The sequence below is a fragment of the Enterococcus sp. AAFC-DPL-5182 genome, from assembly GCF_058216605.1.
On record NZ_CM177101.1, the window covers coordinates 2,497,538 to 2,518,232 of the forward strand.

Annotated in this window: 14 protein-coding genes and 1 riboswitch; of the genes, 2 read left to right on the top strand and 12 right to left on the bottom strand. The window is 36.6% G+C overall.

Annotated features, from left to right (window positions below; all coding sequences use genetic code 11):
* Positions 1 to 127 precede the first annotated feature (127 nt).
* Together AC4BB7_RS11645 and AC4BB7_RS11650 are read left to right on the top strand one after the other, a co-directional pair.
* On the top strand, positions 128 to 442 hold the full coding sequence (locus tag AC4BB7_RS11645; protein ID WP_086313671.1) for a YerC/YecD family TrpR-related protein: 315 nt from the start codon (positions 128 to 130) through the stop codon (positions 440 to 442).
* 204 nt (positions 443 to 646) lie between these two features.
* Positions 647 to 2,191: a glycosyltransferase family 39 protein gene (locus AC4BB7_RS11650; protein ID WP_490483123.1), complete on the top strand. Its 1,545-nt coding sequence runs from the start codon at positions 647 to 649 to the stop codon at positions 2,189 to 2,191.
* 110 nt (positions 2,192 to 2,301) lie between these two features.
* Here AC4BB7_RS11650 and lpdA read toward each other — a convergent pair whose 3' ends face one another.
* From lpdA to AC4BB7_RS11710, 12 genes are all read right to left on the bottom strand, one after another.
* The gene (lpdA, locus tag AC4BB7_RS11655; RefSeq protein WP_490483124.1) at positions 2,302 to 3,708 is read right to left on the bottom strand and encodes a dihydrolipoyl dehydrogenase; all 1,407 of its coding nucleotides are present in this window, start codon (positions 3,706 to 3,708) and stop codon (positions 2,302 to 2,304) included.
* A gap of 7 nt (positions 3,709 to 3,715) precedes the next feature.
* Positions 3,716 to 5,359, bottom strand: coding sequence for a dihydrolipoyllysine-residue acetyltransferase (locus AC4BB7_RS11660; protein ID WP_086313673.1), 1,644 nt, complete (start codon positions 5,357 to 5,359; stop codon positions 3,716 to 3,718).
* A gap of 137 nt (positions 5,360 to 5,496) precedes the next feature.
* Positions 5,497 to 6,474: an alpha-ketoacid dehydrogenase subunit beta gene (locus AC4BB7_RS11665; RefSeq protein ID WP_086313674.1), complete on the bottom strand. Its 978-nt coding sequence runs from the start codon at positions 6,472 to 6,474 to the stop codon at positions 5,497 to 5,499.
* Between the two features lie 2 nt (positions 6,475 to 6,476).
* On the bottom strand, positions 6,477 to 7,592 hold the full coding sequence (pdhA, locus tag AC4BB7_RS11670; protein ID WP_010764467.1) for a pyruvate dehydrogenase (acetyl-transferring) E1 component subunit alpha: 1,116 nt from the start codon (positions 7,590 to 7,592) through the stop codon (positions 6,477 to 6,479).
* 568 nt (positions 7,593 to 8,160) lie between these two features.
* Positions 8,161 to 10,773: a magnesium-translocating P-type ATPase gene (gene mgtA, locus AC4BB7_RS11675; RefSeq protein WP_490483125.1), complete on the bottom strand. Its 2,613-nt coding sequence runs from the start codon at positions 10,771 to 10,773 to the stop codon at positions 8,161 to 8,163.
* Positions 10,774 to 11,620: 847 nt separating this feature from the next.
* Positions 11,621 to 11,789, bottom strand: a riboswitch (M-box (ykoK) riboswitch).
* 81 nt (positions 11,790 to 11,870) lie between these two features.
* Complete coding sequence (locus tag AC4BB7_RS11680; RefSeq protein WP_490483126.1) at positions 11,871 to 12,233, bottom strand: DUF6483 family protein; 363 nt, start codon at positions 12,231 to 12,233, stop codon at positions 11,871 to 11,873.
* Between the two features lie 158 nt (positions 12,234 to 12,391).
* On the bottom strand, positions 12,392 to 12,784 hold the full coding sequence (locus AC4BB7_RS11685) for a DUF1398 family protein (RefSeq protein ID WP_490483127.1): 393 nt from the start codon (positions 12,782 to 12,784) through the stop codon (positions 12,392 to 12,394).
* 113 nt (positions 12,785 to 12,897) lie between these two features.
* Positions 12,898 to 13,830, bottom strand: a complete 933-nt coding sequence (gene trxB / locus AC4BB7_RS11690; protein ID WP_490485146.1) for a thioredoxin-disulfide reductase — start codon at positions 13,828 to 13,830, stop codon at positions 12,898 to 12,900.
* Positions 13,831 to 14,262: 432 nt separating this feature from the next.
* Positions 14,263 to 14,991 (bottom strand): trypsin-like serine peptidase, encoded by a 729-nt coding sequence (locus AC4BB7_RS11695; RefSeq protein WP_490483128.1) that lies wholly within the window; start codon positions 14,989 to 14,991, stop codon positions 14,263 to 14,265.
* A gap of 151 nt (positions 14,992 to 15,142) precedes the next feature.
* Positions 15,143 to 16,771, bottom strand: coding sequence for a fibronectin type III domain-containing protein (locus AC4BB7_RS11700; protein ID WP_490483129.1), 1,629 nt, complete (start codon positions 16,769 to 16,771; stop codon positions 15,143 to 15,145).
* Positions 16,772 to 17,039: 268 nt separating this feature from the next.
* Positions 17,040 to 18,824 carry an ABC transporter ATP-binding protein gene (locus AC4BB7_RS11705; protein ID WP_490483130.1) on the bottom strand — a complete coding sequence of 595 codons (1,785 nt, stop codon included), beginning with the start codon at positions 18,822 to 18,824 and terminating at the stop codon, positions 17,040 to 17,042.
* Positions 18,824 to 20,575 (bottom strand): ABC transporter ATP-binding protein, encoded by a 1,752-nt coding sequence (locus AC4BB7_RS11710; protein WP_490483131.1) that lies wholly within the window; start codon positions 20,573 to 20,575, stop codon positions 18,824 to 18,826. Before AC4BB7_RS11710 ends, AC4BB7_RS11705 begins: the two co-directional genes overlap by 1 nt.
* Between the last annotated feature and the right edge of the window lie 120 nt (positions 20,576 to 20,695).

Below are 20,695 nucleotides of genomic sequence, written 5' to 3' on the forward strand. Positions count from 1 at the left end.
AGCTGCACAAATCGATCCTTAGGAAAATAGATAAATTGGCAGTGAGACAACTTGCGTCTCAAAGTCAATTTCCTAATTTTCTACAGAATCAAACGATTTGTTCCGCTTTTAAATTTAGGAGGAACTTATGAAAATCGACAAGATACAAGACGGCCACGGCGATGAGTTTTTCCGCTCTCTATTAGCTTTAGAAACATTGGAGGATTGTTACAATTATTTTGATGACTTAATGACATTAAAAGAATTGGATTCTATGATACAGAGATTTGAAGTTGCAAAGTTACTATTGTTGAATAAAACCTATAGTGATATTGCGGAAGCTACTGGCAGCAGCACTACAACGATTTCTAGAGTGAAACGAATTATTGATGAAGGTAATGGCGGATTACTTGAAATGGTCCATAGGATCGATGAACAAGATGGCGAAGAATTGCATCATTAGAATAATAGTATTATTTTACAAAATAATTAGAAGTTCTAAACGTTAGGCTCATTCCTTAACGTTTAGAACTTCTTTTATATATAAAGTTTCCTAATAGCTCTGATTGTCTTATAATAGAATAAATAGTGATAAATCATAAAAAATAGTTAATCTTAATATATCATTAGATAAACAGAAATAATTCAACATATCAGGAGATTATACATGAAAAAAACAATAGTTTCACTCTTACACTACCTATTCATCTGCTCAATTCTTTACACATTGTACGGTGCACTTAGAAGTAGCCTGTTAGATATCTCAAATATAAATGATAAAATCTGGGTATTCTTGTTATGCCTACTTTTTATTAGTGCTATTATCTTTTGTTCAGAAAGTAGCCGTTTATATTTAAATAAAAAAAGCAAGCAATGTTTCGAGTTTTTCAAAAAAAATATAGAACTAATTACAAAGATGCTCTTTATTTTGACGATTTTTTTACAAGTAATCATCTTATATTATATTCATGTACCACTTGATTGGGATGTAGATGGGATCCACGCAAGCGTAACGGAGCTGATTAAAAATTCCCCAGATTCAATTGCCAGCATCTATTTATCAGGTAATCCCAATAATAGCTTGTTTTTCTTTTTAATGTATTTTATAAGTCAAATAGGGAATTTTTTTCATCAATCTTTAGGTTATTCTTGGATGTTTTGGCAACTGGTAAACACCATTTTTATGGATATCGGCTTTATTTTTATTTTTCTAGCAGCTAAAAATCTATTCAATAAAAAAGTAGCCTACCTTTCATTTTATCTAGCATTTATACCATTAGCTTTGTCACCTTGGATGTTAGTTATTTATACAGATATTATTATGTTGCCAGTCATTAGTATTATTTTTTGGCTCTATTCTCTAGTTATCAAAAATCACAAAAAACATTTAATTGTTGTTTTAGGTATTTTGACTGCCGTCTCTTATCTACTAAAACCTTCTTCTATTGTTTTTTTAATCGCATACATCCTAGTTTCGCTGATTACATTAATAACAGAACATAGAAAAATTAAATTAAAAAAAGGAATATTGATTACACTGCTTTTTTTCCTGCCTTTTGCTGGAACACTCAAACTGTTTCATACATTTGAGAATCATCAAAAACTTGTGATCATTGATAAAAGTAAAGCTAAACCTTGGCAGCACTTTGTAATGATGGGGGTGAGAGGCTCTGGTGGCTATAGTGTTGAAGATACTGATACTATAAATTCACTCCCTTCAAAACAAGATAAAATCAACTACGCAAATAAAGAAATTGTTGCACGCTTAAAAAATCATGGGTTTATCGGATATACAAAATTTTTAATGAAAAAGCATCTCAACAATACAGATCGTGGTGACTTTGGTTGGGGCAGAGACGGAAATCCCCAAGTATATGTCAAATCGAATGATCCTATACAAATTTTCCTAAGAGATACTTATTATCAGCAAGGAGAAAAGGTTAAAACAGTACGCATTTTTATGCACTTAATGTGGATTGTCACTCTACTAGGTCTACTATTCGCCACAAAAAAAGAAGAAAAAAATGAAGATACTGATTATTTACTAGCTATTTTCAAATTAACTATCTTAGGCGCTTTTTTGTATCTTCTTCTATTTGAAGGTGGTCGATCCAGATATTTGATTCAATATCTTCCAACTATATATATATTGTCTGCTTATGGTTTTTACAGTAAACTTTCAACAATTGAACAAAATATAAAAAAGTTATAGTAAAAAAACACCTGCCAAGTAGTTGAATCACAACTTGGCGGGTGTTTTTCACTCTAACAAAAGACCGAGCTTGGCTAGCTCGGTCTTTCTTTGTGTGACAAATATGCTATTTAAATATGAATTGGCAAACCTAAAGCCAACTCAGAAGCATCCATAGTAATTTCCCCTAAAGATGGGTGTGGATGGATCGTTAATGCGATATCTTCAGCATTCATGCCAGATTCAACTGCTAATGATAATTCAGAAATCATATCACTTGCGCCAACTCCGCCGATTTGTGCTCCGATGATCACATTGTCTTCATTTGTTGTTACTAAGCGCACGAAGCCTTCAGTTTTACCTAAAGAGATAGCACGGCCGTTACCAGCGAATGGGAATTTGTAAGCAGTTGCTTCTAATCCCGCTTCTTTCGCTTCAGCAATTGTCATACCAACGCTTGCTAATTCTGGATCAGTAAAGGCTACAGCAGGCATTGCTTTGTAGTCTACTTCTACTTTTTTACCAGAAATTGCTTCTGCTGCAATTTTGGCTTCATAGCTTGCTTTATGAGCAAGAGCAGCGCCTGGTACGATATCACCAATGGCGAAGATGTTTGATACGCTTGTTCTACCTTGTTTGTCCACTTTAACTAAACCACGTTCACCAACTTCAACACCTGCTTGTTCTAAACCAAGATCATCAGTGTTTGGACGACGTCCAACTGTTACCATTACATAGTCAGCAGTGACTGATTCTTCTTTACCGTCTACTTCATATTTTACAGTTACGCTGTCGCCGTTGTCGATTGCTTCTTTAGCCATCGCTTTGGTTACAACTGTTACATTTTTCTTCTTGAAGTCATCTGTAACTAGTTTAACCATGTCTTTTTCATACGTTGGTAAGATTGAAGGACTGCCTTCTAAAATCGTTACTTCAGAACCAAGGTTAGCATAAGCGCCACCTAATTCTGCACCGATAACACCGCCACCGATGATAACAAATTTCTTAGGTACTTCTTTCAAGTTCAAACCGCCAGTAGAATCTAAGACACGTCCGCCAAATTTAAATCCTGGGATTTCGATTGGACGAGAACCTGTTGCTACGATTGCATTATTGAATGAGTAAGTTTGAGCTGAATCTGGGTGGATCACACGTAATGTGTTTTCATCAACGAAGAACGCTTCTCCTTCAATAACTTCGATTTTATGTTTTTTCATAAGGAAGCTAACGCCAGTTGTTAATGAATTAACAACTTGGTTATCTTTCCAATCTTGAGTTTTTGTAAAATCTAATTCTACACCTTTAGTTGTTACACCAAACATTGTTGAATCTAGTGATTCTTGATAGTGATGTCCTGCTGCGATCAATGCTTTAGAAGGAATACATCCAACGTTTAAACATACACCGCCGATAAACTCACGTTCAATGATCGCAACTTTTTGACCCATTTCAGCAGCACGAATTGCTGCAACGTATCCTCCAGGGCCTGAACCAATTACGACTGTATCTAATTCAATGGCGAAATCTCCTACTACCATGTGATAATCATCCTTCCATTAATAATAATTCTGGATCAGCTAATAAACGCTTGATGTTGTTCATTGCTTTTTGAGCAGTTGCTCCGTCAACAATACGGTGGTCAAAACTCATTGAAAGTTTCATTACACGACCAACAACGATCTCTCCATCTGCATTTACAACTGGTTGAGTAGCAATCGTACCAACGCCTAAAATCGCAACTTCAGGGTAGTTGATAACTGGTGTGAACCAGCCGCCGCCAACTGAACCAATATTACTGATTGTGATAGAACCATCACGCATATCCGCACCAGTTAATTTGCCTTCAATTGCAAGAGCTGCTTTTTCGTTGATTTCATCAGCGATAGCAAACATGCTCTTAGTGTTCGCATTTTTAACGTTTGGTACATATAAACCATGATCAGTATCTGTTGCGATACCAATGTTATAGTAGTTTTTATAAACGATTTCTTGTGCTGCATCATCAATTGATGCATTCAAGATTGGGAATTTTTGAACTGTTGCTGTCAATGCTTTCACAACGTATGGTAAGAATGTTAATTTTGTACCATTTGCTGCTGCAACATCTTTAAATTTCTTACGGTGATCCCATAATTTAGATACTTCAACTTCGTCATGCAATGTAACGTGTGGTGCAGTATGTTTGCTGTTAACCATCGCTTTAGCAATTGCTTTACGAGTTGGCGTCATTTTCTCACGAGTTTCAGCTTCACCTAAGTCAGAAACAAACGGTTTAGCAGGAGCTTTTGGTGCTGCTGATTCAGTTGTAGCTGTTGCTTGTGGTGTTGCTGCAGTTTGTTCAGCTTGCGCTGGTGCTGCTGCTTGTCCGCCACCTGAAATAAATGCTTCGATGTCTGCTTTTGTAACACGTCCACCTTTTCCAGTTGGTGCAACTTGTGTGATGTCTACATCTTTTTCACGAGCAAATTGACGTACTGATGGCATAGCCAAGACACGTTTGTTTGGATCAGCCGCTGCTACTACGCCAGTTGACGCTGCAGGTGCTGGTGCTGCTTGTTCTGTTTGAGCAGGAGCACTTGCTGCTGGTACTGAACTTGGTGCAGAGTTATGTCCTGGTGCATCGATTTCGATCAATACATCTCCAACGTTTGCTACTGTACCTTCTGGAACAACGATGTTTTTAACTGTTCCTGTAACTGGTGAAGGGATTTCTTCAACAGATTTGTCGTTTTGAACTTCTAATAAAGTATCATCTTCGTTGATTGTATCGCCTGATTTAACGAACCATTTTACGATTTCGCCTTCTGCAATACCTTCACCGATATCTGGTAATTTAAATTGGAATACTCCACCGCCATTATCAGCTGCTGGTGCTTCTGGAGTAGCTGCTGGTTGAGCAGGCGTTTGTTCTTGAGCAGGAGCAGCTGGTGCTGCATCATTTTCAGGATGTCCTGGTGCATCGATTTCGATCAATACATCTCCAACATTTGCTACTGTGCCTTCTGGTACTACGATTGATTTAACTGTTCCTGTAACTGGAGATGGAATCTCTTCTACAGATTTATCGTTTTGAACTTCTAATAATGTATCATCTTCATTGATGGTATCTCCTGCTTTAACGAACCATTTTACGATTTCGCCTTCTGCAATACCTTCACCAATATCTGGTAATTTAAATTGATAAGCCATTTTTTAAGCCTTCCCTTCCTTTATCGTATCTGTCTAACTCGCAAATTACTGAAAACAACAGCTCTAAATTTCCACATGAAAAAATATCACGTGAAAATTCAGGCATGCCGTTTAAAGCAAATTTATTCAGTTTTTAATTAAAATTCTGCGATTTCTCTAGCTTTCGCTTCGATATCTTTAGCATTTGGCAACCAAATGTTTTCTGCTTGTCCAAATGGGAAGATTGTATCTGGAGCAGATACTCGGCCAATTGGCGCTTCTAATGATAATACTGCACGTTCAGAAATTTCAGAAACAACCATAGCACCAACGCCAGCTTGTTTTTGTGCTTCTTGAACAACAACTACGCGACCAGTTTTTTCAACTGATTTAATGATTGTTTCAACATCTAAAGGAGCGACAGTACGTAAGTCAATGATTTCAGCAGAAATATTGTCTTTCGCTAAGTTGTCAGCAGCTTTGATTGCTTCACGAACCATTGCACCGTAAGTGATGATAGAAACATCCGTACCCTCACGAGTAACAGCCGCTTTATCTAAAGGCACTTCGTATGCTTCATCCGGCACTTCCTCACGGAATGAGCGGTATAGTTTCATGTGTTCTAAATAAACAACTGGGTCATTACTTCTAATAGAAGAAATTAATAATCCTTTTGCATCATATGGATTTGATGGGATAACAACACGGATACCAGGAGATTGAGCAATCAATCCTTCTAAGTTATCTGAGTGAAGTTCTGGTGTGTGTACACCACCACCAAATGGCGCACGAACAGTAATAGGCATGTTGCGTGTTCCACCCATACGGTAACGAGTACGAGCCATTTGACCAACGATTTCGTCAAAGACTTCGAATACGAATCCAAAGAATTGGATTTCAGGAACTGGACGGTAACCTTCTAAAGCTAAACCGAAAGCTAAACCACCGATTCCAGATTCTGCTAAAGGAGTATCGAAGACACGGTCTTCGCCAAATTTTTCTTGTAAGCCTTCAGTTGCACGGAAAACTCCGCCGTTTTTACCAACGTCTTCACCGAAGATCAGTACGTTTTCGTCTTTCTCTAATTCAAGAGCTAAGGCATCTGTGATTGCTTGGATCATTGTTTTTTGTGCCATGATTATTTCGACTCCTTCGCTTCGTAGAATGCAATTTGTTCTTTAATGTTTTGAGGTTGAACTTCAAACATGTTTTTCAAGAAATCAGATACTTTTTGTTTTGGAACTTTATCTGCTTCTGCAATTGCTACTTTGATTTCTTCTTTTGTTTTTTCGATTACTTCATTTTCTTTTTCTTCAGACCATAAACCTTTGTCTTCTAGATATTTACGGAAACGAACTAATGGATCTTTTTGTACCCATTCGTCATCCATGTCTTTTGAACGGTAACGAGTTGGATCGTCACCTGATAATGTATGTGGACCATAACGGTAAGTTAATGTTTCGATCAATACAGGACCGTTTCCGTTTGCAGACCATTCGCGTGCTTCTTTTGCAATTGCATACACTGCTAATGGATCCATTCCGTCAACGACGATCCCTGGAATCCCTGCTGCTACTGCTTTTTGTGCTAATGTTTTAGCTGCTGTTTGTTTTTCACGAGGTGTTGAAATCGCAAAACCATTGTTTTGGATGATGAACACGCCGTTTGCATGATATGCTCCTGCAAAGTTGATAGCTTCATAGAAATCACCTTGTGAAGAACCGCCATCACCTGTATAAGTGAAGACAACGTTTTTCTTGCCGCGTTTTTTCATTCCTAAAGCAACACCAGCTGCTTGGATGTATTGCGCACCAATGATGATTTGTGGTGGTAGAGCATTTAATTCTGGTGCATAGTGGTTACCTGCTACATGTCCACGAGACCAAAGAAAAGCTTCTGTTAATGGTAGGCCGTGTTGAACTAATTGAGGTACATCACGGTAACCTGGTAATAAGTAATCTTCTTTTTCCATAGCAAATTGACTTGCTAATTGGCTTGCTTCTTGTCCAGCAGTTGGTGCGAAGAAGCCTAGACGACCTTGACGGTTCAAAGCAGTTGAACGTTGGTCTAATACACGTGACCAAACCATACGAGTCATTAATTCTACTAATTCGTCATCTGATAAATCCGGTACAGCGTCTTTGTTTACGATTTTCCCATCTTTATCTAAAATTTGAAATGTTGGGAAATCAGCGTCGACTTTTTCCATAAGTGCTTTAAAGTCAATAGGTTTTTGTTTCTTTGCCTTTGCCATTTTGTCACACAATCCTCTCTGTTACGTTTCTTTTTTTCGTAAAAAGTAAAACAGTGTCAAAAACTGTATTACTTTTTATCGACTACACTTACAAATTATCACTAAACAGATAAAAGAGCAAGTAAAAAGTGAGCATTTCTTTAAATTTGATTAAAATACCTGAAACCTTTCGTACCAAAGGTTAGTGATTAAAATCACAAACAAGAAACCGTTTTACAAATAGCCTTCCTAATCATATCTTTTGACAACAGACTGTTATAGTTACTCGGTTCATTGTTATGCTACAGCAAAATCACAAGTTAGAAATTGTTTGCTAAAAAATGAACAGACTTTTCCAAAACATAAAAAATAGAACAAAGACAAAAATTGGGGTATTTTGTCTTTGTTCCATAAAAAACGAATATTAATAATTAAAAAATAATTTTTCTTCATTCTTTACGAATAACAACTTCAATCACAAAGAAATTTTTCGGTATTTACACATGAACAATTTTTTTAAATAAACGAATCAAAATCTTGATTTCCCCAAAATTACTCTTTAAAAAAATGAAATTCGTTTTTTTCTAAATTAAATCCACTCTTTGGTGATATGGATATAAAGTCGTTTCGCAACTTCTACTGTAATCAAATATAGTACAATGATCAAAATAAACCAGCCCCAATAATTAGCAGGAAGTTTCACAAAGTCGAAAACCTCCCTAATTGGTGTCAAGACAATCAATAATCCTAACCCTACTGCACCTATACTAGAAAGAATCACTGCAGGTGATGCAATACTTTGGATAAATGGAAGCTTTCTAGTTCGAACCATCTGAACCACTAATGTTTGACTGACTAATCCAACAACGAACCAACCTGTTTGGAATAAGTGTTGACTACCGACCGTGTTTGCGCTGAATACAAACCACATTACTGCATACGTCATAATATCAAAAATACTACTTACAGGTCCAATGCATAGCGTGAATTTCATCAAGCCATTCGTTTCCCAGCGGACAGGTTTTAATAAATCTTCTTCATCCACATTATCCCAAGGAATTGCTAACTGAGCGATATCATAAATTAAATTTTGAATCAATAATTGAATAGACAGCATTGGTAAAAAGGGTAAGAAGGCACTTGCAATCAAAATTGAAAAGACATTCCCAAAGTTTGAACTGATTGTGATTTTAATATATTTCATCATATTACTAAAAACTTTTCGACCTTCGATCACACCATCTTCCAAAACGTTCAGACTTTTCTCTAATAGAATGATTGAACTGGCATCTTTGGTAATATCAGCGGCGGTATCAACCGAAATACCAACATCTGCTTTCCGAAGAGCCGGTGCGTCATTGATACCATCTCCCATAAATCCTACAGTATGTCCGTTCCCTTGAAGCGTTTCGATGATTCGTGATTTTTGCATAGGGTTTAATTTTGCAAACAAATTTGTCTTCTCTACTTCTTCTTTCAGTTGTTCATCAGAAAAATTATCGATCTCAGAGCCAAGCACTACGTGAGATACTTCAATTCCAACATCACTACACACTTTTTTAGCAACAATATCATTGTCACCTGTCAACACTTTTACGTTGACGCCATGCTCATGTAATGACTTGATCGCAGTGATCGCTGATTTTTTAGCTGGATCTAAAAAGCCCATAAAACCAATCAATGTCATTCCTTGCTCATCTTCTATACTATAGATTGCTTCGCTGTGAACATCTTTTTTTACCGCAACAGCTAATGCACGCATACCTTGTTCATTCATCCGAATGTTTACTTCGCGCATTCTTTTTTGTAATTCTGGTGTCAACAGAACGATTTCACCATTGATTTCTGCATGTGTACAAACAGCTTCCATTTCTTCAACAGCCCCTTTAGTGATCATAAATTGATGACCATCTGCATTGACTACAACAGTTAGACGGCGACGAGAAAAATCAAAAGGAATTTCATCTAACTTTGTGACAGAGTGATAAGGACTTTGATTTTTGTTTTCCTCATAAAAATTAATCACAGCAATATCCATTAAGTTTTTCCAACCTGTTTGATAATGGGAGTTCAAAAAAGCCATATCTAAAACTTGATCATTGACTTCACCTAATGGATCTAAATGTTGCACTAAAACCACTCTGTCTTCTGTAATGGTCCCTGTCTTATCTGTACAAAGAATATCCATGCTACCTAAATTTTGAATAGATGGTAATTCTTTCACGATCACTTTATGTTTAGATAAGCTTAAGGCACCTTTTGCTAAGTTGCTTGTTACGATCATCGGCAGCATTTCAGGAGTTAAGCCAACTGCTACAGCAATTGCGAAGAAAAATGCTTCTCCCCACTCACCTTTGGTAAGTCCATTGATCAAAAATACGATTGGAAATAAGATCATGACCATCCGAAGTAAAAATTTACTGACCTTTGACAAGCCAATATCAAAAGAAGTTTTTCCACGTTGTGTGGTTGCATTTTTAGCGATATCTCCAAAGAAGGTATTTTGACCTGTCTTTAAAATAATTGCTTTTCCTTGTCCACTTAATACGTCCGTTCCCATGAAAATCAAGTCCTGCATATCTAACGCTGCTACAGATTCTGAATTTTTATCAATTCCTGCTTCAACAAATTTTTCTACTGGCATTGATTCTCCTGTTAGAGACGATTGATTGATAAACAAATCCTTTGTCCAAATCAACACAGCATCAGCGGGAATCATGTCTCCTGTTGCAAGAGTTACAATGTCTCCTGGCACAACTTCATCCATCGGGATTTCTTTGGTTTGTCCAGCACGAGTCACAGCTGTTGTGTTTTCAATAAGTTCTTTTAAATTCAAACTAGCTTTTTGAGAACGGTATTCTTGAATAAATGCAATAATAACACTAGCTAAAATCATGATCCCCATGACAAGTGCTGCTTCAAAATCTTTTGTTACAGCTGAAACGACCATCAGCAAAGCTAATACATAAACAAAGGGATCTTTGAAAGCTTCTAAAAACATAATAATTGCAGGTGTTGGTTTTTGTGCGGACACTTCATTTGGACCATATTCTTCTAAACGATTTTTGGCATCTTCTTCAGATAATCCTTTTTCTGATGTACGGAGCTCCATCATCAATTCACGTTCAGAAAGCATTGCTAATTTTCTTAATTCTTGATCTTTTGTTGTTTTCTTCATATCTGCTATTTTTTTGTTCATCATTTTCTTTTCCTCCTAGTTCTAGCTCACTTCATCTTATCTAGAATAGAAAAAGAAACATTCTCTCAATTCCATCGTTTCTAAGATGAAGGCTACATTTAATTTTCTCGAATGACTGGGGTCTTCCATGTAATTCTTCCTCTCTTTGCTTTATTTTAAAACGATGGATTTTTTAGTAATTATTAGGGGGTAACTTTCCAAAAAAATATTACTCTGTTTGAACTTCTGATACGGTTCAGCCTCGGCTCTGGTGAAGACAGTCGCATTATTATAAGTCTCGGAGCTTCGCCTTTCTAGCTTAGACTTTCCTTCTTGCTGCTTCTTCTTTTTTGCGGAACTTCGCTCCCTTTGGTCGCCAAGTACTGTTCATCATCAGCTCTGGCGGAGCCAGTCGCATTATTACAAGTCTCGGAGCTTCGCCTTTCCAGCTTAGGCTTTCCTTCTTGCTACTTGTTCTTTTTTGCGGAACTTCGCTCTCTTTGGTCGCCAAGTACTGTTCATCATCAGCTCTGGCGGAGCCAGTCGCATTACTATCAGTCTCGGAACTTGAGGTTTCTGACCTAGGCTTTCCTTCTTGCTGCTTGTTCTTTTTTGCGGAACTTCGCTCCCTTTGGTCGCCAAGTACTGTTCATCATCAGCTCTGGCGGAGCCAGTCGCATTACTATCAGTCTCGGAACTTGAGGTTTCTGACCTAGGCTTTCCTTCTTGCTGCTTGTTCTTTTTTGCGGAACTTCGCTCCCTTTGGTCGCCAAGTACTGTTCATCATCAGCTCTGGCGGAGCCAGTCGCTGTGATTCACAGCAAAAACGCACACTCAACAATAGAGTGTGCGTGAAATAGCAACGTAAATAAAAGTTTCTCTATCGTTGAGCTTTAGCACTATAGGGCGTAGATAATTTCTTATCAGCTACGTTATGAATGACCTTCACGATCATTCCTGTTCAACCAACTAAGAGTCTCTCGATTCTTTCGCGGCAGCAGCATGTGTCCAAATAGGAGCCTCACCTAACAATTATTCAGTTATGAATCCTTACTCATCATAGTCCATATCTTTACAATTGTCAAAAGAAAAAAAATAAACAAAAAAACAGGCATTTTTAGTTACATTATTTCTCCCAAATCAGCTCTTCCTTGACGGATTTCTTCTCTTGAAAAGTTTGCCTCTTTTAATTCTTCATCCGATAAATTGTTCACCCTATCATAAAACCAATGACCTAAGTCACAAAACTGTTCGTCTGTCATTTTTTTCGATTCTAAAAATAAAATATTTTCAGCTTGGTTTATTTTTAATATCAAAATCAGTTCTGAAAGATAACTTTGGATTGGGACCGAATAGTTTTCTCCAGTTCCTTCATCGGTCACCTGAATCATTGGCATGATTTGAACTTCTGACGCTTTTTTAAAAGGGTTAAACACAGCAGCTTTCACTTGTCTCATAAACCAATCTTTTTCATATTCCATCATTATTATTTCACTCCTTTTTTAATAATAATTAAAAATACTAAGTTTATTTTTGCTCATCATTTTCTACTCTCATCTTTAATTTTACCATTAAAAATAGGAATTAACAGGAAATACTTCAATAATAGATATACACTCACGACAACTGTCTAGATAATTTTTTAAACTTGCGGAATTGGTTCACTTAAAAGAATGTCCCCGCCTTGACCAAAATAATCCACCTTCATAGCCAATAAATCTGTACGCCAAAAGGCTACTCCTGCAAATCCAGCAAGCTCTGTAAATTTTTCAAATGTAATCTCACCAGCTTGTGCTTTTAAAACTGCTTGTTTTATTTCTGCCAAAGACTCTGTCTCAGCAACAGTTTTAGGTTTACCATTCAGTTGGATTTCAATATATGACGTTTCATCATAGTAGCGATATACGCCCACTTCTACCAAATAATCATATTTTTCAATGCCGATCTTTTTAAAGTCGCGAATCAACTCAGAAAATCCACCTGCATTTTTTTCATTATTGACGATTTCTTCAATTGCGTTTAAATCAAGACTCATCACACATCCACTCCTATTAAATAATATAAAAAAGATCTAAGTCAAAACGTATCAAGCTTCGACCTAGATCTTGATCAATCAAAAGTATAGCGGTACTTAAAGAAAATGATTGATTATTTAACTTCTTCTACTTCTGCCATATCTTCAATATATTTATAGACTTGTTGTCCTGCAATTCCGCCTTCGCCAACAGCTGTTGTGATTTGACGTAATGTTTTTTCACGAACATCACCAATAGCAAAAACACCTGGTATACTTGTTTTCATATCAAGATCTGTTTCGATCCAACCTTCTGCATTTGTTAATCCAGATTTTTTGAACGGTTCTGTTAAAGGATCTAGACCGACATAGATAAAGACACCGTCCGCTTCGATTTCTTTGACTTCATCAGTTAATGTATTTCTTAATTGACCACCTGTTACGACCATATCATTCCCAACGATTTCTTCCAAAACAGTATTCCATTCAAAAGAAATTTTTTCATTAGCAAACGCACGATCTTGAATGATTTTTTGTGCACGTAATTCGTCACGACGATGTACGATCACAACTTCTGAAGCAAATTGTGTTAGGTAAATAGCTTCTTCAACGGCTGAATCACCACCGCCAATCACTAAAAGTTTTTTGTTACGGAAAAAGGCGCCATCACAAACTGCGCAGTAAGAAACACCACGGCCAGCAAATTCTTCTTCACCTTTCACACCTAATTTACGGTGTTCGCAACCTGTTGCAATAATTACCGTTTTTGCTTGATACGTTTTGTCATCACAAATGACTTCTTTATAAGAACCTTGATCTTTGATGTCCATCACAATGCCATATGCATTTTCGGTCCCAAATTTTTCAACATTTTCATACATTTTATAAGCCAACTCAGGTCCCATGATCGAGTCAAAACCTGGATAATTTTCTACTTCAGCAGTGTTATTCATTTGCCCACCTGGAGCTCCGCGTTCAATCATCAACACTGAAAGATTAGAACGTGACGCATATAGCGCAGCAGTCATTCCCGCAGGTCCTGCTCCTATTATAATTACATCATACATCATTTTTTCACCCTCCGAATTTTTCAAGTACATTTACTTTACAACTTAAAAGAGTGATTGTCTATATTTCTGCCCAAATTTTCCTTTGAAGAATTGATTTTCGATTTTGTTTTGATTTGTACATTAAACTATCGCTTTTACATCAGGAAAAAGAAAAGCCAGGACATAACTCTACGAGTCAAATCCCAGCCTCAAAGAATCTGAATAAACGGTTAGTTTAGGACCTTTGGATCTGTCTAACCTCTTTCTAAAACAAAATAAATAATCATATGAATTGGTACTTTCAAAATAACAATGTTAAATACCATGTGAAGTGGTGGAGCCAAGTAATGTTTATCTTCTATCTTAATAATGATGCACTAGTATTGAAACATTTTACTTCCCCGATATCTTTAAAATATTTCAATCAATTTTATATTAGAAAAAATAATGTTACTTCAAATGTTTTGAAATGAAATCATAATTGCGTTCTGATAATTTAGCAGCACTAGTTTGAACGCCTTTTGAAAATTTTTCAAACGTACGAATACCAATTAAATTACCACGTTGGTCAAAAATTGGAGCGCCGTAATTTCCATCTTTACTTGCTTGGTTAACCCAAAAGTTAGAAGCAATGTTGTAACTGATTGTTGCTTGGCTTTCCCACATTTCGCCTTTTTTGTCAGCGTCATAGCCTGGCATTGTTACAGAACCACAAACTAAAATAGTTGGATTTTTTGTAACTGGAACAACAGAAACGACCTCTCCAATATTTTGTCCTTGTTCGTTTGATTTTAGTGTCAAAATGGCGATATTTTTCCATGAGTCTTCAAAGTCGACTGACTCAACTTGGAATGAGCCAAAAGGAGCGTTTTCTCCATTTTTAGCAGGTGTTACAGAGGCATTTTCTAGGTTTTCACTATTTTTTAAGTTTTCAACTACATTATATGAAGTGATTACTTTATTTTTAGCGATAACAGTACCTGTCCCTGTTACGCCATTAGCATCAATAAATGCGATACTTTGGAAGCGTCCTTTTGTTGTATCATTGACTTTTGATTTATTTTCGGTTAATTTTTCTCTCACAGGATGAGCTGCTTGCGCTTGTGGTGCTACTGCAACCACTGCAGTCGATAATACTGCACTACAAAGTAATGCTGTTACTAAATTTGAAATTTTCATTGATTTACCATCCTTCATTTTTTACTTTATTTAAATCCCTCAAAGACTTTTCAGTCATTTTTTGGCTCCACCACTTCACATGGTATTCAACAAGTCACTTCAAAAGCGCCATTATGATTTATAGTTGAATCGTTTAATTACTTGAATTCAGTTAAATTTTTTCCCATACCGTTGCTTTTCCTGGCTCTTCTCCTCGAGTCCACCATTTAGCTTTGTATTTTGCTCCATTGTACGAAACCACGTTACCTCCAGAATAAGCTAATTTTGATTGCCATTCCTCAATAACTCCTGTGCTTAGTTTTTCCCATACATCAGAACTTCCTGGTTTATTTCCTTGCGTCCACCATTTTGCCTTGTATTCAATTCCGTTGTAGAAAACTTTGTCACCAGCTACATACGTTTTTGATTGAACCCATGTTGTTTGATTTTCTGTTGGTTTTTCTGGTTCTTTTTCAGTCTGTAAAATATAATTAGCCGATAAAACCGAACGATTCCCCGCTTTATCTACTGCTGCAATTGATACAGCGTAGGCTGTATTCGCTGATAAATTATTCATTTGGAAATTGGTTACTTGGCTTTCACCTATTTTTGAACCATTGCGGTACACTTCGTATTTAGTGACACCAACATTGTCCGTCGCAGGATTCCACAAAACTTGAGCTGAATTACTTGTTACATTGTTTGCTCTTACACCTGTTACTTGACTTGGTGCTTGCGTATCCACTACGATTTCTTTTTCTGTCTGAACAGTTAGTCCTGTTGACATAACAGAGCGATTTCCTGCTTTATCTACAGCTATAATTGAAAAAGTATAAGTCGTATCTGGTATCAAAGCATTGACTGCAAACGTAGTGGTTTTACTTTCACCTACTTTTGAGCCATTGCGATATACTTCATACTTATCAACTCCAACATTATCTGTTGAAGGATTCCAATTAAGCTGAGCCGAATTGGTTGTAACATTAGATGATCTTAAACCAGTTACTTGGCTAGGTGCTTGTGTATCAACTTCTTTTTGCTCTAAATGCTTAGCAATAAATTCATAATTAGAGCCCGTAATTTTTGATCCACCGTTTTTGAATGCCACATTTCCCATACGATATTCAGATGTATGAACAGCAATCAATTGATTATTTTCATTGTAAACAGGAGAGCCAGAAGTTCCTCCAACAGAGTCCATATCGTAGTATAATCGCTCAGCTGTTTGCGAAATAATGGAACCTCTACCTTCCCATAATTCTCCGTATTTATCTTGGCTGTATCCTGGCAACTTTCCTTTCGTACCGACTGGTATATTTGGTACGTTAGTTACAGGAATGATTGGTACGACCTCTCCAATGTTTTTACCATTACTATTTGGTTTTAGCGTAACAACCGCAACATCGTGATCACGATTGTTTTGAACGGTCCAGCCAGTATGCATATCAATAGATTCTATTTTAAAAGAACCATACGGATAGTAATAACCATTGCGGGCTGGGCTTACGTTTGCTCGGCTAATATCCGAACTTGTTTTCAAACTCGTCACCACGTGAGCTGCCGTCAGTACTTTATTCTTTCCAATGACAGTACCTGAACCAAAACCTCCATCTGCTTTTGAAATATAAACAATACTAGAATAAGGTGCTTTGGTTGTATCCATCACCTTTGTACGAGTATCTTCTCCAAGGATCGCTCTTTTTTCCGGTACTTTTGTTTCTGCATAACTATGCTCAGTCAATGTAATCATTGATAAGGTCATACCACAAAGTAAGAATGTCATCATTTTTTTCAATTTCACTGTTTCTTCCTCCTAAAATTTTTCTTTCTTGGTCTATCATTTTATACGAACTGTTAAACATCTAAAGTTCAGAAATCGAAAAAAATTAGAAAAAAATGAGCAGATGACATAACAATTATTTTTTTCTATAATGAAATTCAATAAATACTCTATAATTTTTATAAATATTTTTAATTTATTTTTTTATGCACTTGACAAAAAAGCTTTATTCAGCAAGAAAAAACGATTCAAGGCGAACTACATGTTTTCGCCTTGAATCGTTTTTATTTTAACCATCACTATTTTGTAACTTATACATATCTGCGTATAGACCATTTTTAGACAATAAATTCTCATGATTGCCACGTTCAGCGATTCGTCCTTTATCTAATACTAAGATCAGATCTGCATCACGAATTGTAGACAATCTGTGTGCAATGGCAATTGTTGTTCTACCTTGACGCATATTGGCCAAGCCTTCTTGGATCAAGCCTTCTGTTTCTGTATCAATATTTGCGGTCGCTTCATCCAACACAAGAATTTTGGGATCTGTTACGATAGTTCTAGCAAATGAAATCAGCTGACGTTGACCACTCGAATAACTGGCTCCTCTTTCAATCACTTTTGCGTGGTATTTTTTAGGTAATGTTTCGATAAACTTATCCGCCTGAACAAATTCAGCTGCTGCTTTGATCTGCTCATCCGTGATCTCTGGATTCAACATCCGAATATTTCCAGCGATATCACCATAAAACATAAATGCATCTTGTAAAACTAATCCTAATTTTTTCCTTAATTCTGACAATGGAAAATCACGAATATCGCGATCATCAATCAAAATTTCGCCTTCATAAAATTCATAAAAGCGCATCAAGACATTGATGATTGAACTTTTACCACTTCCTGTATGACCGATCAATGCAACAGTTTCACCAGGATTAGCAATAAAGCTAATATTCTTCAAAACTTTATTCTTTCCATCGTAAGAGAAACTAACATTACGAAATTCAATTTTTCCACGAAGAATTTCTGCATTAGCACCAACATTTTGTTGTGGTGTCAACTCTTCGTTATCGAAAATTTTCAAAATTCGGCTACCTGCAACCATCCCATCTGTAAAGACACTTAGAAAATCCATCATCTGTGTCATTGGATTAAAAAATGCCTGTACATACGTCACAAATGCATAAATCAAGCCAACTTCTACAGGAGAATGCAACGCATCATAGCCAAATAAAGTCAACGTTAAACCAATTGCAAGTGTATAAAGAAAGTTAATGATTGGGCCTAGCAGCAATGAATTCGTTCTAATCATTGAAAAGCGTGTCCGTAAATAATCGTTATTGGTTTCCTCAAACTCTTTTTCCAAACGATGCTCTTGTCTAAATTGCTGAATAATTTGCATCCCAGAAATATATTCATTCAGCTTTGTATTCAATTGACTTAGTTTTTCCCGCATACTTCTATAAATTCTTGAACTGAATTTTTGATAGTACCAAATCACAATCAGTAAAATCGGCAAGAAAATCAAGTTATATAACGCTATTTTCCCACTGATCTGAAACATCGCAATAAATGAAGAAACTACGGCAAAAATCCCCGTCAACACCATCAAAAATACATACCAAAACTCAAATAATGTTTCCGTATCATTCGTCACTCGAGACACAATCGAACCTGCCGGAGTTTGATCAAAATAACGCATTCCTAAAGTCTGTAGTTTTTCAAACAACTTCACGCGAATATACTGATAGGTTTTCAGTGAAGCAGTTGAATATAAAAACCATTGGAAAAACCAAACAATACTTTTAACGATCACACCAAATAAATATAATCCAGCAAAAAAGAGAATCACTTGAGTAGTAGCCGTTTTAGGCGTTAAATAGTCATCCATAAACGTTTGAATGATTCTTGGCAAGATGATATTGATAATAGCCAGTACCAATGCAAATAAAATCGCTGTTAAAAACGTATGACGAAACGGCCGTGCAAATTTAAGTAATCGCTTAACGATTGAGACTTGTTCTTTTAATGGTACTGATTTTGTCCATTCTGATTCATATTTTTCTTCCATTATGCTTCACTCCCTTCGATTTTCGCTTCTAATTGTTGTTTATCCCACATTCGTTTATACCATCCAGCTAATCTTAACAATTCTTGATGGGTACCACGCTCAACAATTTTTCCTTCATCTAAAACAATGATTTCCTTTGCATGCATCACACTACTCAATCGATGCGCTGCAATGATCGTCGTTTTTGCTTTTCTTGCTTCTTTTAAGTTAGAAAGAATGGCTTCTTCCGTTTTCGCATCGACTGCTGATAAAGCATCATCTAAAATCAACAATTCAGGATCAACGATCAACGCTCTAGCAATTGAAATTCGTTGTTTTTGACCGCCAGACAACGAAACACCACGTTCCCCAACTAAGGTATCATAGCCTTTAGGAAACGCCTTGATTTCATTATTGATAAAGGCCATTTCAGCAGCTTGTTCCACTTCTTGCTCAGTAAAATCAGGATTAGCAAAACGAATATTATCCCGTACCGTCATTGAAAATAGAAAATGATCTTGAGGAACATACCCCATTGAGGTCATCAAAGCATCCAACGAATAATCTTTAATATCATGACCGCCAAATGTCACACGACCTTTATAATGATCAAATTCACGCATCAATAATTTTAAAATCGTCGTTTTCCCAGCGCCAGTTTTCCCCACAATCCCTAACGTTTCTCCAACACCCACTGTAAATTTGATTTGTTCCAAGGTCGTATGGTCATCTTTAGGATAGGTGAACTGAGCAATTTCCATTGATAACTGACCTTTGGCAGGTGTTTGGATCGCATCTTTTTTCTCAATGATATGCGTTTTTTCATGTAACAGTTCATTCACACGATCATAACTTGCATTACCTCGCTCCAATACATTAAACAAACGACCTATCGCAAACATCGGCCAAACAAGCATCCCAATATAACTTATAAATGAAATCAACTGACCGATCGTGATCGTGCCTTCCATGATAAAACGTCCGCCCATAATGATTGTCAGAACATAAGAAATGCCAATAATCAATGTAATAAACGGATCAAATAATGCATCAAGAAAGTTTACTCGTTTATTTTTAACAATGGCGTCATCGATCTTTTCTGTAAAATCTTGAATATCTTCTTTTTCCTGACCAAACGTTTTGATCACTTTCATCCCAGTAATGCTCTCTTGTGTTTTATCATTGATCGTTGAAAACGCCGCTTGTGAATCTCGGAAAGCATCGTGTAACTTTGAGCCTAAAACTCTTGATGTCACTGCTAATAATGGTAATGGAATCAATGCAATCAACGTCAAACGCCAATCAACAAATAAAATCATAGCAATGATCGTAGCGCCACCTGTGATCAATGAATCTGCAAAGGTTAAAATCCCCGCTCCCGCAACATTTTGAATTGCATTCAAATCATTGGTTGCGTGTGCCATCAAATCACCTGTTCGATACTTCTGATAAAAAACACTATCCATTCTGGTGAAGTGATGGAATAATTGTCGTCTTAAATCCTTTTCCAGCATTGCAGCGCTCCCCCAGATATAGATTCGCCAAATATAACGAAAAATATATTGCGCTAAAGCTGCCGCTAACAGCACACCCACCCAAAATAAGATAGGTTTGATCGTCAGATCTTTTGCAGCGATTTTGTCAACAACGATTCCAATCACTTTTGGCGGAACTAGTTGAACAAGTGCCACCATCACTAGTGAAAAGACCCCAATTATATAACTTTTTTTCTCTTGTTTGAAAAACCACCCTAATTTTTTAAATATAGACATCTATCATTCTCCTCTTCTAATTTGACTAGTGTGCGCTCACATCTTTCATTTGTTGTTTTGCCATTTTAATACAACTCCTTTCATTTATTGAAAAATAAGTGCAAAAAAAACGGACCAAAA